Below are 15,452 nucleotides of genomic sequence, written 5' to 3' on the forward strand. Positions count from 1 at the left end.
TGTTCTTTATTGTTTCAAAAAATAATTATTAAATTCATTATGTTATCTAAATAATCTCAGTGTTTAATTTTTTGTTTAAAAACAGTATTAATTTTTTACAATTTGTTTTATGATGGATTAACCACTACAGGAGTTAGGTACTCGAATTTTGGTTTTATACCTGTGTAGGGCGATTTAGTTGTTTATTAATTAAACTAACAAGGAAAAAATCGTGAAACCAAAAATCATTACTCGTATTATTACGGAAGGGGACAGTCTTACTGACCGAGGAACTGCCAGTAAAAGGCCAATTCTACGCTGCTTTTCTGATCTGTCGAAATCGCCTCAAGGCAGATTCACCAACGGCTATGCTTGGAGTGACCATATTGTTGCCCGATTCATCAGCGAGTTCTTAATAAAAAGCTTTAAGAAAAAAGGCATGGAGGCAACTGATATTTCTGATTCCATATTATTCGGTGAAACAAAAATAGAAGACGCTATCCAACATAGTTATAGCTTAGACAATGATCTTTACGTGAAATATAAAGGCATTGACTTCGTCAGAAGTTATGATGAAGGGGGGCTGACAGCACATGACTACCGCTGGGCATTAAGTTATAGTCCTGTTCGATTTTTTACCCGCTTGATTTTATCCAATTTAGGACTAAAACGGCAAAAACTACTCGATTATGACCAGGAACAAACAATTCCCAGAGCCCAAAAAGAGCAAACATTAATCATTGAATGGTCAGGAGCGAATGATCTCATTACGGTTAACGCCCGCCCTTCTCATGTCGAGGCTGATCTGGCTATTCGCGCCCGGATTAAAAACGCCGAGGAATTAATCAAAAATGGTTACCGCCACTTTGTGCTGTTCAATTTACCTGATCTTTCATTAACTCCCCGATACCAAGCATTAGGAGGCGCCGAGCTTGAAAACGCACATGAGTGCACTGACTATTTTAATACTGAATTGGCAAAAGCATGTCATGAGCTCAGTATTATGTATCCACATTGCTCTATCGAATTGTTTGATGTCAACAGTATATTTACCGACGCTTACCAAAATCCTGAGCAATATCATTTTGCTAAGAGCAAGCGCGAGAAACCTTATAGTACCTCTCCGGATTTCAAAATTAACGAGGATGGAACTTCACCCGCAAGCGGTTATATGTTTTGGGATGATGTCCATCCAAGTGCAGACATGCATGCCCTGCTCGCTGATATTTTTTATGAAAAGTATGCACGAGAGTATAATTTTTCAGCACCTAATAAAAAAGCCGCAGAGAATGAAGAACTTTTTATTAGCGAAAAAAAATTACGTGCTGCATTCGTAAAAAAATACAGCTCGCTTTTAGCCAATCAAGCCCTTAATCTCCATCCTGATATCGAGTATGAAACAGCCAGTCTGGAATCAATCTTTAAGGAAGGATTACGCGAGGAAACGCTCACTCATCGAGTCATTACCGAACTTCAATGGGTTAACTCGCAGGGCAAGCTTAATTTAAACATTCCTGCTTTAAAAGAAGCTATGGCTCGCGCAATGGCCGGGGAGGAGAGGCACGCCGAGCACGAAGCCAAATGTTTTTAAAGTAGATATTTCTTAGTCCAAAACGCAGCGAGAGGCTTCTCTAACTCGCTGCGGACTAACAGGTATTACGTTAGGCATATAATCGGTGTATCATGCATGGCCAATGTTACTCATAAGAGTAAATCATGGCTATTAAAATCATACGTATAGCAACCCGAAAAAGTCCTCTTGCCTTATGGCAAGCCAACTACGTTGGCGAGAACATTCGCCAGCACTGGCCCGCTATTCAAATCGAGCTAGTACCTATGGTCACTTCAGGAGATAAATTCCTTAAAGATAAGCTGCTAGCAGCAGGCGGTAAGGGGTTATTTGTGAAAGAATTGGAGGAAGCCCTTTTAGGACATCAAGCGGATATTGCTGTTCATTCAATGAAAGATGTTCCTGCTATTTTTCCTGATGGTTTAGCACTTACCACTATCTGTACCCGACACAATCCACTGGATGCCTTAATTGGCAAAAATCATTTAAGACTCAGCGAGCTTCCGAAAGGAAGTGTCGTTGGCACAACGAGTCTTCGACGCCAATCCCAACTTTTAGCAGTACGACCTGATTTAGAAATTAAACCATTGCGTGGCAACATCAACACACGCTTAGACAAACTACAATCAAATGAATATGATGCTATTGTTCTTGCTGTCGCAGGACTTGAACGGATGGGCTTGGACAATTTCGTCAGTGAAATTTTAAACGAAGATGCCATGCTACCGGCCTGTGGACAAGGTGCATTGGGTATTGAATGCCGCGTGGATGACTTAGAAATCCAAAAATTATTAGCGCCTTTAAATGATCCTCTTTCTGCTTTATGTGTAAGCACAGAGCGTCGAGTAAATGCCTTGCTCGGCGGAAATTGCCATGTCCCTCTCGCTGTGTATTGCACAGGTTCAACAAAAGAACAATTACTGCTTCGAGCCAAAGTGCTCACACCCGATGGTAAAACTGTCATTAGCGATAGACGGACTGGGCTTAAATCACAAGCCACAGCCCTAGCAGAAGCCTGTGCAAATGCCTTACTGGCTAAAGGAGCAAACGCAATATTAACTACGCCATCATGAATTCACTTAAAGGATTACGCGTACTAAATACACGTCCGCTCACACAGGGTAAAAGTTTGAGCCAGGCAATCAATGCAGCAGGAGGTATTGCTATTGATTGCCCGGCATTGTCAATCGAGCCAACTGATATCAGTTGGCTAAAGACGTTACCTGATTTACATCAGGTTGATAAAGCCATTTTTATTAGCGGTAACGCAGTAGAGTATTGCTTCACTGCACTAGAAAAAACCCAGCTCTTATGGCCCCCTACGATTCAGGTCATTGCCGTTGGCCAAGCAACTGCAATGGCTCTACAACAACACCAAATTGAAGTTAGCTTTGTTCCCCAAATCGCAAATAGTGAGCATTTGCTAGAATTAGGCGTGTTGCAACAGATTAAGCATGAAACAATTTTACTGTTCAAAGGTGAAGATGGCAGGCCTCTTATCGCTGACACGTTAATTGCTCGCGGTGCTAACCTGCTTATTTTTAACGTTTATAAACGGCTGATGCCCATAGCCAATTCGGAACAAATTCATTCTTTGTGGCACAATAGGGCTGTGGATATTATACTGTTCACAAGCCAACAAGCGATAAACAACACCTTTCTCTTGTTCGGCGATGATAAACAAGCCTGGCTTCGTAGTATTCCCTGTATTGTTATTAGCGAACGCTTGGCAAAAGAAGCAGCCTTATTGGGCATGCAAACAATTATAATAAGTAGTCCCGAAACAATATTAAATAAACTGCACGAATTCAACCAAGGATTAATTGATGGCCAATAGCAATGAAGCGCAGAATAAATCATCTTCCAAACCGGCTGACAAACTTCCTCAGTCAACTAAATCTGTAAATAAAAATCTTAATCCCGCTAGTAGTTCGTTCAATTGGGTATCGGCACTAGCGGCAGTCATTGCTATCATTGCACTTATTGTCGCCATTTATGCCATCCACGCAAACCAACGATCAATTGAGCTAAATGAACAACAAGGACAAGCTGTTAATCACATTGTCGAGCAGTTAAAACAACAGCAATCTGACGCCCAAAATGACCTTGAAACCCTCAAGTTAACTGCCAGCCAGCTGCACAACACTGTGCAAAATCAGTTGCAAACGATGAATAAAGATCTCCAATCTGCCATGCAACAGCACCTTTATCAAAAGCAAGACTGGCTTTTATTAAAAGCACGTTATTATCTAGAGCTAGCCCAAATCAATGCCCACTGGAGCAGTGATCAGGAGACAACTATTGCCCTCCTGCAACAAGCAGACGCTTTGCTCCATAACATTCCTGATCAACAGTTATTTACAATAAGGCAAGCCATTGCCCAAGAAATCATACAACTGCAAGCTCTTCCCAAAATCGATACTGCAGGCCTCTTAAGCCAACTTGACGCGGCTGAAAATGCGGTTACAAATTTGCCTATTAAGAAGCCTTTTAACAGCACGCAAGTAAAACAGGGCGACGAGAGCACTTCTCCCTGGCGTCAAAAATTGCAAGAGAGCATGAGTATTTTAGAAAAACTAATTGTGGTACGTCATAACGATGAAGACATTCAACCCTTGCTTTCCCCCCTCCACCAAAGCTTGCTGCGAGATAGCATTCGTTTTAACTTACAAGAGGCCCAATGGGCGCTTTTGCAAAATAATCCTAAAATATTTCGGCTATCCCTAGCTCAAGCGCTGAGAGAAATAAACCGCACTTTTGACGAAAATGCAGTTGCAACACAAGCTTTAGTCCAGCAACTGCAGAATTTACAGCAAGAAAAGCTAGAAACGATTACACCGACCATTAACCAATCCCTCAATCTTCTCAATCAACTCATTGAGTCCAAAAATATGCAGAAGACGGACGTCTCTGCGACTAAGGAAGGAGCTAAGACACAATGATTCGTTTATTAATATTTTTTATTGTCTTGCTTATTTCTGTCTATCTCGGGATTCAACTCAGCCATGATCCTGGCTATGTACTTGTCTCTATAAATCATTGGAGCATTGAAACTACCCTCTGGTTCGCTGTTATAGCGTTAATCATCTTTTTTCTCTTGTTTCATTGTATTTTTTTATTGCTCAGAAAACTAAGTCGAAGCCCTACCAGTTTTCGTGATTGGCAAAATAAACGCCGAATCCTGAAGGCGCAAGCAAAAACTCAGCAAGGTTTAATTGAATTCAGCGAAGGATATTGGTCCCAAGCTAAAAACCATTTAATCAAAGCGTTACCTGATACAGACAGTCCCCTACTGAATTATTTAACCGCGGCCAGAGCAGCCCAAGAAATGGGCGATAGTAAACTGCGCGATAACTATCTGCGCGAGGCACAACAATCAATGCCAAATGCCAAAATAGCGGTCGAGTTAACACAAGCACAACTCCAACTTGCAAATCAACAATGGGAGCAAGCCTTGGCTACTTTACGGCATTTACAGGATTTAGCACCACGTCATCCCTATGTACTCAAATTACTTATGCGTCTTTACATCGAAGTAAAAGATTGGTCACAACTCATCGAACTTCTCCCCGAATTAAAAAAGCATCAAGTCGTTACAGGCGCTGCCTTTGAGCGATTACAACATCAAACCTATCTGCAAGCCATTTCAGATTTAACTAAATATTCCCAACGAGAAGCTTTGACAAAGCTAATTGAGCATTTACCTAAAAACCTGTCTCAGGATCCAGAACTGATGGCTGAATACTGTCGTTTTCTGCTGACTTGTAATGAAAATCAAAAAGCAGAATCAATTCTGCGTCAGTGCCTGCGTCGACAATTTAGCGAGAATTTGATTAACCTATACGGTCAAGTCAAAGGGAACGATAAACAACTTACATTCGCTGAATCCTTGCTTAAAAAACAACCCCACTCAGCTGAATTACATCTCTGCCTAGGACGCCTGTGCTTAAATAGCAACCTATGGGGTAAAGCAAAAAGTCATTTTGAAAATAGCATTAGCTTAGCAGCCACCCCGGAGGCTTATGAGGAATTAGGCAAATTGCTCGAACGTCTTAATGATCAGGGTGGCGCTTGTACTGCCTATCGACAGGGATTAGCGCTTGCAGTTCACCAATAACCAACGATAAAAATTATGAATCTTCACGAACAATTTTGTAATAACTTACTGCCGTATAAAGAAATATCACTTGATGATCAAAATAAGCTTAAATTTTTTATTAACAAGCACAGCACTAAAGAGGGAACCTGGGGCTGTCTTAAGTTAGTCGAGGGAGAAATAGATTTTGTTTTTTTAGATGGCAATCTCAACGAATTGCGGCGTCATAGACTGAATCAGAGTGCTCCTACATTTTGGATACCTCCAGCATCTTGGCATAAAATTGTTCCAATCACTGCGAATTTTAAAGTGACGCTTCGCTTTTATTGCCAACCTCATCGCTACTTTGAAAAAAAACATGGACTTGGACAAATTCATCATGATTTATGGCAAGTTTATCAAAATTATCTTAAAGATCAGGAAAATTTATCCATCTTGGATGTCGGATGCGGCTCAGGCCGAAACCCTTTGTTCTTCGCTTTGGCAAAACATCAAGTTACAGGCATCGATTTCAATACAACTTTTATTCAAAATATCAGGGATATTGCTCAACAAGAACAATTGTCTAATATAGAGACGTTGGTTCACGATCTAAATCAACCACTTCCATTGATTGGTAAGCAATTTCAGTTTATTTACTCAACTGTAGTACTTCAATTTTTAAACAAACAAAGAATCAACCCGTTACTCACTGAATTGCAAGGACTAACAATCAAAAATGGGATGCATTTCCTCGTTTTTCCAATTAAAGCAGCACCATTTTCATATCCCAAAGCATTCACTTTCCTGGCTGAAAAAGACGAGCTCTATCATTTTTACCAGGATAGTGGTTGGTCTGTACTTGAATACCGTGAAAAACCCGGGTTGCTTCATAAGTTAGACGAATATGGTAAGCCTATACAAGGAATGTTTGGCATACTTTTAGCTCAGAAAATTCTATAATCTTGTCAAGTCCTTTAGGAAGGGATATCCAATGAATAAAATAAACATCTATAGGGTCTATGAAGCCCCCTCCTCCTCTAAAAATGGCCTGTGGATTTTGGTAGACCGGCTATGGCCGCGAGGACTTAAGAAAGAAGCAATTCCTTTTGATTTATGGTTAAAGGATATAGCACCAAGCGCAGCTTTGCGAACTTGGTTTAACCATCAACCTGAAAAGTGGATTGAATTCGCTAATCGGTATATCGATGAACTGAAAAATAAACCTGAATTAATTACAAGCATCTTAGAAAAAGCAAAAAACTCAGAAATCACTTTATTTTATGCTGCAAAGGATGAGCAACATAATAACGCAAAAGTTTTGAAGGCAGTTCTAGAAAGTTGGCCCAAATGGCCAGCATTTAAAGAATAGCCTAAGCTTTTTTTGATGTTTAAGTGGAAAATGTCCCTCATACAAGATCATCAATATTGAGCAATTGATTTAATTCCCCTCTATTATGCAGAATATCCGCCAAAGTATATTCTTTCAGAACTGCCATAAAAACTTTTCTAGCCTCAAACAAAATGCGCTTTAATCGACAGACTGGGGCAATACAACAATTTGCCTTTTCCTGATTAAAACAGGGCACCAAATCAAAATTAGGCTCAAGCTGTAAAATCAGTTCACCCAGATTAATACTCGATGGATTTAATGCCATGGTAATTCCTCCGCTTTTACCTCTAACAGTCTTGATGATGCCCATTTTAGATAAGTTATGAATAATTTTGACCAAATGATTCGATGAAATACGATAAGCGTTAGCAATATCACTTATTGTGCATAGTTCGTTTCTAAGTGAGATATAAATCAAAGCTCTTAATGAATAATCCGTAAATTGAGTTAATTGCATCATTACCTCTATTGTTTTTAACTTGACGTGTATTATTTCTTTTTATAAGATGTATTTCAAATACATCTTTAGGAGTATACCATGTCTAGTTCCTTATTCGAGCGATTGGGTGGCCAAAATGCCGTTAATACTGCGGTTGATATTTTCTACCGCAAAATGTTAATGGATGAACGTGTGAATTATTTCTTCGACGATATTGACATGGAACAACAGATCCTGAAGCAAAAAAGATTTTTAACTATGGTTTTTGGCGGCCCTAACCACTATCAAGGAAAAGATATGCGTGCAGGCCACCGTCATTTACTCAAACGCGGACTAAATGATTCCCATGTAGATATTGTGATTGCCCATTTAGGCGATACCTTAAGAGAATTGGGGGCGAGTGAGGATGATATTAAAGAAGTTGCCGCGATTGCTAATAGTGTCCGCTCAGATGTATTAGACAGGTAGTATCATGCCAAAGCTTAGTTTTAACCACCATGTTTGTACTTCTAATGAAGGTGAATCAATCCTGGAATGCTTGATACGTAACGGGATTGATTACCCTCATTCCTGCCGCTCAGGAGTTTGTCAGGCCTGCCTAATTAAAGCAAGTGATAGTCCCATTGACCCTAAATGGCAAGAAGGGTTGCCCGACACCCTCAAATCTCAAGGGTACTTTCTCGCCTGCCAGGCAAAACCTTTGACCGACTTTAATCTCAAATCGCCCGACAAATCAGAATGTGATCAAGAAGCAATCATTATCGAAATAACACCTATGACTTACAATGTCATCAAAGTTAAGCTATTAACGGAACATCTTGATCGCTGGATACCAGGACAATACCTTAATTTCATTAATACTGAATCCATCTGCCGAAGTTACTCCATCGCCAATATACCTGATAAGGAAGGGTATATTGAATTACATATCAAATTACAAAATAGTGGCGTAATGAGTCAGTGGTTTCGGGAAAAAGCCACTGTGGATACCGCTATTCATATTCGGGGGCCTTTCGGAAAGTGCTATTATGTTAATCCAGAAAAAAAAGCCTTTGACATTCTACTCGCTGGAACAGGCACCGGACTTGCTCCTCTGGTGGCAATTGCTAAAAGTGCTATTGCCAAACAACATCAAGGAAAAGTCATATTAATCCATGGAGGTTGCATCGATAATGACATTTACTATTGCGAAGAACTTGAAACTTTGGCATCGTTTTATTCAAACTTTAAGTATGCCCCCTGCGTTCTAAGAAGTGATGGACGATATCCTGAAGCCGATATTAATCACCACATATTGAACTACCTAGATGACAAAACTAATATTCAGCTATATGTTTGCGGGCCAAAAGAGACTACCAATAAATTAAAAACAAAAGCTTTTCTTGCTGGCATTCCTTCATCAAAAATTTACAGTGATCCTTTTCTATAGAATGATGAAAATAGCTAAGTCAGCCCCAGCAAATAGTAGCTGTCCGAGGAAAAAAGCTTCGCATTAACTAAGCATTGGAGTACAAGCGTCATCACAGAAAGTTAAATTGCGCTCAACCTGGATAGTCGCATGGTGTATATTATGTTTCTCACGCAAAAGTCTAACTAAGGATTGCCGAGCTTCGTCGCTTAAAGGAGTATCAGGCATATAGAGGTGCACTGAAAGGGCATTTTCTTGAGTACTCATCGCCCAAATATGCAGATCATGCACTTCTTTCACTCCGGGTTCAGCTTGTAGGAATTCACGAACCTCATTCCAGGATATGCTTCGAGGAACAGCATCAATAATGAGGCGAAAGCTATCGGCAAAAAGGCTCCAAGTACCTTTAATAATTAAAAAAGCAATGAGCAACCCCACCACAGGATCTATCCACAGCCAATGTGTCCAATAAAGAAGGGCTGCTGACACGACGACACCGACAGAAATGATTGCATCGTACAATAAATGAAGAAAAGCCGCGCGAATATTTAAATCATCAGAGCCTCGTAAGAATAAAGCAGCAGTAGCACCGTTAATCACAATACCAAGGGTAGCCACAACCATCACCGAAACAGCCTGAACTTCTGAAGGCGAAAATAATTTATACACTGCTTCGCTGGCAATAATACCGCAGGTAAAAACTAACAAAATACCATTTGCCAAAGCTGCTAAAATGGATGTTTTTTTCATACCATAAGTCGTTCGGTGAGTAGGCATCCGATTTAATAAATTATTGGCAATCCAGGCAAGAATTAAGCTTAAAACATCACCTAAATTATGAATAGCATCCGCTAACAAGCTGGTTGAATTAGCAATATAAGCATAAATAATCTGAAAAACGACAAAGAAACCATTTGCTATGATCGCTATCAAAAAGGCCCGATTAAATTGGGCAGGACCATGATGGTGATTATGGGAGTGAGTATGACTATGGGCATGCTCTTTATCCTCATATTCGTGATAAATCATAGCTTATCTCCCCTTCAGTTATCTTGGGCGTCGGATTTTTCTTGCTCGTTGCCGTAATAATTCACACCGATTTTAATTCGTTCACGTTCATTTTTCTTCCGCCAAGTATTGGTATCCCTAAGAGAATAAACGCAGCCGCAATACTCTTGTTTATAAAAATTTTCGCGCTTAGCGATTTCATACATCCTTGCTGCACCACCGTTCTTACGCCAATTGTAAGTCCAATATTTCATATTAGGATATCGACTGGCAGCGCGTACTCCAGCTTCATTAATTTGATTCATATCCTTCCAACGCGAAATTCCAAGAGAGCTGCTTATTACTGAAAAACCATGCTCATAAGCATAAAGCGCTGTCCGTTCAAAGCGCATATCGAAGCATGCAGTGCAGCGTTTTCCGCGTTCTGGCTCCCATTCCAAACCTTTAACGCGTGTAAACCAATTGTCTTTATCGTAATCCGCGTCGATAAAAGGAATATTATGCTTTTTTGCAAAAACTATATTTTCGTTTTTTCTGATTTCATACTCTTGTACAGGATGTATATTTGGATTATAGAAAAAAATAGAAAAATTGATTTTTGAATAAAGCAACGCCTCCATTACTTCACCTGAGCAAGGAGCGCAGCAGGAATGTAATAATAGTTTGTCAGCCCCATTTGGTAGAATAAGTTGCTCGCGTTCAATCATGATCACTATCCACTAAATTAATAAAATGTTGACGATAATAAGCAAGTTCAGCAATTGAGTCTTTAATGTCATTCAATGCTAAATGCTTTGATTCTTTAATGACACCGCTTAGCAATTTTGGTTTCCAGCGCTTCACCAACTCCTTCAAAGTACTGACGTCTAAGTTTCGATAATGAAAATAAGACGCTAATTCGGGCATGTACTTATACAAAAAACGTCTATCCTGACAAATGCTGTTGCCACACATCGGCGATTTCCCTTTATCCACATAGTTTTTGAGGAAATCAATGGTTTGAAGTTCTGCTTGAGCTTCTGTTACTGTTGACGCCAAAACCCGCTTCACTAACCCAGACTGATTATGCTGTTTAGTATTCCATTCATCCATTTCTGCAAGCAACGCTTCCGTTTGATGAATAGCCAGCACTGGTCCTTCAGCCAAAATGTTTAACTGTGCATCAGTGACTATGGTCGCAATTTCAATGATATGATCTTTTTCAGGCTCAAGACCTGTCATTTCCAAATCAATCCAGATTAAATTGTTATTGTCTTTCATGCTTTTTCCAAGAATTCGAGATAAGATGAGCGCAAGCTACACGTCGTTGATGAAGTGCTTCTTTAATTGCTTGCCCATGGAAGCCTTGCTCTATTAAATGTTGAGCGGTTACTTTAGCACACTCTGTAAAAACATAACGCCAAATTGGGCCTTGTTTATAGTCAATTTTACTATTTCCGCAACCTCTAGCATCGGATTCACAAGCGATCAATAGGTTCTCAAAGCGCTGCGGGCGACGGAAAGCATCGGTTTGCTCGATAATATTAACTATGGTTTTTGGTTGTAGCTCAAATAAACGATGAATGTTCAAATGAAGCCTGGCCACCAAGACTGCTAATTTACGGTAGTCAGCCGGAATACGCAAACGCTCGCATAAGGATTCGATTATTTCTGCACCACGCTCTTCATGTTCATGGTGCTTTGGCCACTCATTCATGGGTGTTTTTGCTTTACCTAAATCGTGCACTAATGCTGCAAATCGTACTGTGGGATCTTCTGACAATTCAGCTGCTGCTTGTAGGCTCATTAACGAATGGACGCCACTATCCACTTCAGGATGATATTTTTTAGGATTGGGGACACCAAATAAGGCCTCAATTTCGGGCAAAACAACTTCGAGCGCCCCGCATTCTCTTAAGATCTTAATAAAAACTTCGGGATTAATTTCTTCTAGGCTTCGTTGCCATTCTTGCCATACCCGTTCAGCAACCAAATACTTCAACTCACCACGCTTGACCATAGCATACATAAGAGCGCGTGTCTCATCAGCCAATTTAAAACCCAAATGATGATAACGCGCGGCAAATCGAGCGACACGAAGTACACGAACCGGATCTTCCGCAAAAGCGGGAGATACATGACGCAGGAGCTTTGCCTCCAAATCCGCTTGCCCACGGTAAGGATCAACAAGTTTGCCGTTTTCATCTTGAGCCATTGCATTAATGGTTAAATCCCGGCGTAATAAGTCCTCTTCTAAGGTTACATTCTGATTATAGTTGCAGTCAAAACCATAGTAGCCCTGACCCGATTTTCTCTCAGTCCTGGCTAAAGCGTATTCCTCTCGAGTTATGGGATGCAAGAAGACAGGGAAATCGCGTCCAACTTGTTGATAGCCTTGCTGCCGCATCTGTTGCGGAGTCCCACCAACAACAACCCAATCACGCTCCCTTACCGGATATCCCAATAACTGATCGCGAACCGCCCCTCCTACTAGATATACTTTCATTTACTATTATTTGCCTTAAAGACAGGAACTAAGTGACTTAATTTTACAATTTCCCAGCTAATTTAGATTCATATCATTTATAATGCTGTCAATTATAGACTATGTTTAAACCATGAGTAAAAGACGAATTAACAAACAACAGTCAGCACGTATCCAAAAAATACAAGCAAGATACCGCCAGAAAAACGAAGCGAATGAAACTTTTCCCACTGTAGAAGGTTTAGTTCTTACTCGCTTTAGTCGCCATGCGATTGTTGAAGACCCTCAGGGAAACTGCGTGCATTGCTCTATTCGCCCAAATCTTGACTCTTTAGTTGCAGGCGATCAGGTTATCTGGCAAGCCGAAAGCAAAGGAGGTGTTGTCGTCAGTCGGTTTCCACGTGAGTCAGTCTTAAGCCGTCCCGACAAGCGGGGCGAACTTAAACCCATCGCTGCAAACATTACTCAAGTGATTGTTGTTGTTGCGCCAAAGCCAGATTTAACTTGGCCACTACTCGATAGCTATCTTGTGATGGCAGAACATCTTGGATTAAACCTGTGCATCGTTTTAAACAAAGTAGATATTCCTTGTGTTAATCTACAAGAAGAGCTCTTAAAGCTTTATAAACCACTTGGTTATCCTATTATATTTACTTCGAGCCACAACAATTCAGGATACGATTTACTCAAGCAATCGCTCGATCAACAAACTTCTGTATTCGTAGGCCAATCAGGTGTTGGAAAATCATCACTCATTTCAAAGCTGCTTCCCGAGGTGGATATTCAAACAGCAGAAATATCGACAGGTTCAGAATTGGGATGCCACACCACAAGTAACTCGCGCCTCTATCATTTACCTTCCGGCGGAAATCTGATTGACTCTCCCGGTGTACGTGAATTTGGTTTGTGGCATATGCCTATTTCCGAAATCGTACAAGGCTATCGTGAATTCAGGCCACTAGTTTCACAGTGTAAGTTCCGTAATTGCAATCACCGGGATAGCCCTGGGTGCGCAATTATTGCAGCTTTAGATGGAGGTAAGTTAGCACAAAAGCGCTACGATAATTTTCTCAAAATTACATCGCAATATGCTAAATAAGGCAGCAGCCCCAATTCTGTGCGTTGGTTGAATTGTGGTTTAAGCATTTAAAGACACAATAAATAAAAAAAGCGGCACGAAGGCCGCTTTTTAGAATAAAACCCTGGCGATGACCTACTTTCACATGGGGAAGCCCCACACTATCATTGGCGCAGGTATGTTTCACTTCTGAGTTCGAGATGGGATCAGGTGGTTCCAAACCGCTATAGTCGCCAGGAAACCTGGTTTACCGATTGGGCTATTAACCAATCAGCTTGGTAAAGTGGATAGAGGTTAACACAAACTCTGTATTCATTTGTCTGAGCAATTTACATTGCCCTGTCATTCAATATTGCCTTGCTTCTTCACTCATAACCTAAAGGCAGTTCAGGTTATATGGTCAAGACAATCAGCCAATTAGTACGAGTTAGCTACACACATTACTGTGCTTCCACACCTCGCCTATCAACGTCGTAGTCTTCAACGGGCTTCATGGGAAAACTCATCTTGAGGGAGGCTTCCCGCTTAGATGCTTTCAGCGGTTATCCCGTCCGAACTTAGCTACCCGGCAATGCAACTGGCGTCACAACCGGTACACCAGAGGTTCGTCCACTCCGGTCCTCTCGTACTAGGAGCAGCTCCTCTCAATTTTCCTACGCCCACGGCAGATAGGGACCGAACTGTCTCACGACGTTCTAAACCCAGCTCGCGTACCACTTTAAATGGCGAACAGCCATACCCTTGGGACCTGCTTCAGCCCCAGGATGTGATGAGCCGACATCGAGGTGCCAAACACCGCCGTCGATATGAACTCTTGGGCGGTATCAGCCTGTTATCCCCGGAGTACCTTTTATCCGTTGAGCGATGGCCCTTCCATTCAGAACCACCGGATCACTAAGACCAACTTTCGTTCCTGCTCGAGCCGTCACTCTCGCAGTCAAGCACCCTTTTGCCTTTACACTCTTGGTACGATGTCCGACCGTACCGAGGGTACCTTTGTGCTCCTCCGTTACTCTTTGGGAGGAGACCGCCCCAGTCAAACTACCCATCATACACTGTCCTCAGCCAGGATTACTGGCCCAAGTTAGAACCTCAATAATAACAGGGTGGTATTTCAACGGCGGCTCCATGCGAACTGGCGTCCGCACTTCATAGCCTCCCACCTATCCTACACAGTCATCATCAAAGTCCAGTGCAAAACTATAGTAAAGGTTCACGGGGTCTTTCCGTCTAGCCGCGGGTACACTGCATCTTCACAGCGATTTCAATTTCACTGAGTCTCGGGTGGAGACAGTGTGGCCATCGTTACGCCATTCGTGCAGGTCGGAACTTACCCGACAAGGAATTTCGCTACCTTAGGACCGTTATAGTTACGGCCGCCGTTTACCGGGGCTTCGATCAAGAGCTTCTCCGAAGATAACCCCATCAATTAACCTTCCGGCACCGGGCAGGCGTCACACCCTATACGTCTTCTTACGAATTTGCAGAGTGCTGTGTTTTTAATAAACAGTCGCAGCCACCTGGTCTCTGCGGCCCTCTTCAGCTCATTAAGCATGTCAATTCACCAAAAAGGGCGTACCTTCTCCCGAAGTTACGGTACCATTTTGCCTAGTTCCTTCACCCGAGTTCTCTCAAGCGCCTTAGTATTCTCTACTTGTCCACCTGTGTCGGTTTGCGGTACGGTTCTCTGTAAGTTATGGCTAGCGGCTTTTCCTGGAAGCTTGGCATCAATGACTTCTCCGCACACCGTAGTGTCAGAACCACTTCGCACCTCAGCCTTAACAAGGGGCCGGATTTGCCTAACCCCTCAGCCTACATGCAAGTACCAGGACAACCATCGCCCGGCTCACCTAGCCTTCTTCGTCCCCGCTTCACCACTTACAAAAAGTCCAGGAATATTAACCTGGTTCCCATCAGCTACGCATTTCTGCCTCACCTTAGGGGCCGACTCACCCTGCTCCGATTAACGTCGTGCAGGAAACCTTAGACTTCCGGCGAGTGGGTTTTTCACCCACTTTATCGTTACTCATGTCAGCAT

The 15,452-nt window shown here is 41.8% G+C and carries 15 protein-coding genes and 2 rRNA genes (1 of these 17 only partly in view); 10 read left to right on the forward strand and 7 right to left on the reverse strand.

The window, feature by feature from the left end:
• The first annotated feature begins 211 nt into the window (after window positions 1–211).
• The 7 genes from LMI_RS13270 (at window position 212) to LMI_RS13300 (ending at window position 6,996) form a co-directional block, all read left to right on the forward strand.
• A complete protein-coding gene (locus LMI_RS13270) occupies window positions 212–1,570 on the forward strand; it encodes an SGNH/GDSL hydrolase family protein (RefSeq protein ID WP_052679585.1) in 1,359 nt (452 codons plus the stop codon).
• 125 nt (window positions 1,571–1,695) lie between these two features.
• Complete coding sequence (gene hemC, locus LMI_RS13275) at window positions 1,696–2,622, forward strand: hydroxymethylbilane synthase (protein WP_045100218.1); 927 nt, start codon at window positions 1,696–1,698, stop codon at window positions 2,620–2,622.
• The gene (locus LMI_RS13280; RefSeq protein ID WP_045100219.1) at window positions 2,619–3,386 is read left to right on the forward strand and encodes a uroporphyrinogen-III synthase; all 768 of its coding nucleotides are present in this window, start codon (window positions 2,619–2,621) and stop codon (window positions 3,384–3,386) included. Before hemC ends, LMI_RS13280 begins: the two co-directional genes overlap by 4 nt.
• Window positions 3,376–4,491 (forward strand): uroporphyrinogen-III C-methyltransferase, encoded by a 1,116-nt coding sequence (locus LMI_RS13285; protein ID WP_045100220.1) that lies wholly within the window; start codon window positions 3,376–3,378, stop codon window positions 4,489–4,491. The genes LMI_RS13280 and LMI_RS13285 overlap by 11 nt, the downstream gene beginning before the upstream one ends.
• Complete coding sequence (locus LMI_RS13290; protein WP_045100221.1) at window positions 4,488–5,666, forward strand: heme biosynthesis protein HemY; 1,179 nt, start codon at window positions 4,488–4,490, stop codon at window positions 5,664–5,666. Before LMI_RS13285 ends, LMI_RS13290 begins: the two co-directional genes overlap by 4 nt.
• Before the next feature lie 15 nt (window positions 5,667–5,681).
• Window positions 5,682–6,587 carry a methyltransferase domain-containing protein gene (locus LMI_RS13295; RefSeq protein ID WP_045100222.1) on the forward strand — a complete coding sequence of 302 codons (906 nt, stop codon included), beginning with the start codon at window positions 5,682–5,684 and terminating at the stop codon, window positions 6,585–6,587.
• Between the two features lie 31 nt (window positions 6,588–6,618).
• Window positions 6,619–6,996, forward strand: coding sequence for a DUF488 domain-containing protein (locus LMI_RS13300; RefSeq protein WP_045100223.1), 378 nt, complete (start codon window positions 6,619–6,621; stop codon window positions 6,994–6,996).
• 37 nt (window positions 6,997–7,033) lie between these two features.
• Here LMI_RS13300 and LMI_RS13305 read toward each other — a convergent pair whose 3' ends face one another.
• Window positions 7,034–7,474, reverse strand: coding sequence for an Rrf2 family transcriptional regulator (locus LMI_RS13305; RefSeq protein ID WP_045100224.1), 441 nt, complete (start codon window positions 7,472–7,474; stop codon window positions 7,034–7,036).
• 81 nt (window positions 7,475–7,555) lie between these two features.
• Between LMI_RS13305 and LMI_RS13310 the strand changes: the two genes are divergently transcribed.
• Window positions 7,556–7,924, forward strand: a complete 369-nt coding sequence (locus LMI_RS13310) for a group I truncated hemoglobin (protein WP_045100225.1) — start codon at window positions 7,556–7,558, stop codon at window positions 7,922–7,924.
• A gap of 4 nt (window positions 7,925–7,928) precedes the next feature.
• Complete coding sequence (locus LMI_RS13315; RefSeq protein WP_045100226.1) at window positions 7,929–8,885, forward strand: FAD-binding oxidoreductase; 957 nt, start codon at window positions 7,929–7,931, stop codon at window positions 8,883–8,885.
• 63 nt (window positions 8,886–8,948) lie between these two features.
• On the opposite strand, the gene LMI_RS13320 is transcribed toward LMI_RS13315, so the two are convergent.
• From LMI_RS13320 to LMI_RS13335, 4 genes are read right to left on the reverse strand one after another with little or no spacing between them, the layout of a single operon-like run.
• Complete coding sequence (locus LMI_RS13320) at window positions 8,949–9,893, reverse strand: cation diffusion facilitator family transporter (protein ID WP_045100227.1); 945 nt, start codon at window positions 9,891–9,893, stop codon at window positions 8,949–8,951.
• Between the two features lie 14 nt (window positions 9,894–9,907).
• On the reverse strand, window positions 9,908–10,579 hold the full coding sequence (locus LMI_RS13325; protein ID WP_045100228.1) for an epoxyqueuosine reductase QueH: 672 nt from the start codon (window positions 10,577–10,579) through the stop codon (window positions 9,908–9,910).
• The gene (gene orn / locus LMI_RS13330; protein ID WP_045100229.1) at window positions 10,572–11,132 is read right to left on the reverse strand and encodes an oligoribonuclease; all 561 of its coding nucleotides are present in this window, start codon (window positions 11,130–11,132) and stop codon (window positions 10,572–10,574) included. The genes LMI_RS13325 and orn overlap by 8 nt, the downstream gene beginning before the upstream one ends.
• Complete coding sequence (locus tag LMI_RS13335) at window positions 11,119–12,357, reverse strand: multifunctional CCA addition/repair protein (protein WP_045100230.1); 1,239 nt, start codon at window positions 12,355–12,357, stop codon at window positions 11,119–11,121. The genes orn and LMI_RS13335 overlap by 14 nt, the downstream gene beginning before the upstream one ends.
• Before the next feature lie 112 nt (window positions 12,358–12,469).
• Between LMI_RS13335 and rsgA the strand changes: the two genes are divergently transcribed.
• Complete coding sequence (gene rsgA, locus LMI_RS13340) at window positions 12,470–13,435, forward strand: small ribosomal subunit biogenesis GTPase RsgA (RefSeq protein ID WP_045100231.1); 966 nt, start codon at window positions 12,470–12,472, stop codon at window positions 13,433–13,435.
• Window positions 13,436–13,536: 101 nt separating this feature from the next.
• On the opposite strand, the gene rrf is transcribed toward rsgA, so the two are convergent.
• Window positions 13,537–13,652, reverse strand: a 5S ribosomal RNA gene (gene rrf, locus LMI_RS13345).
• Between the two features lie 158 nt (window positions 13,653–13,810).
• Window positions 13,811–15,452, reverse strand: a 23S ribosomal RNA gene (locus LMI_RS13350); it runs 1,255 nt beyond the window's last position.

The organism is Legionella micdadei (genome assembly GCF_000953635.1).
GTDB classification, from domain to species: Bacteria; Pseudomonadota; Gammaproteobacteria; order Legionellales; family Legionellaceae; genus Tatlockia; species Tatlockia micdadei.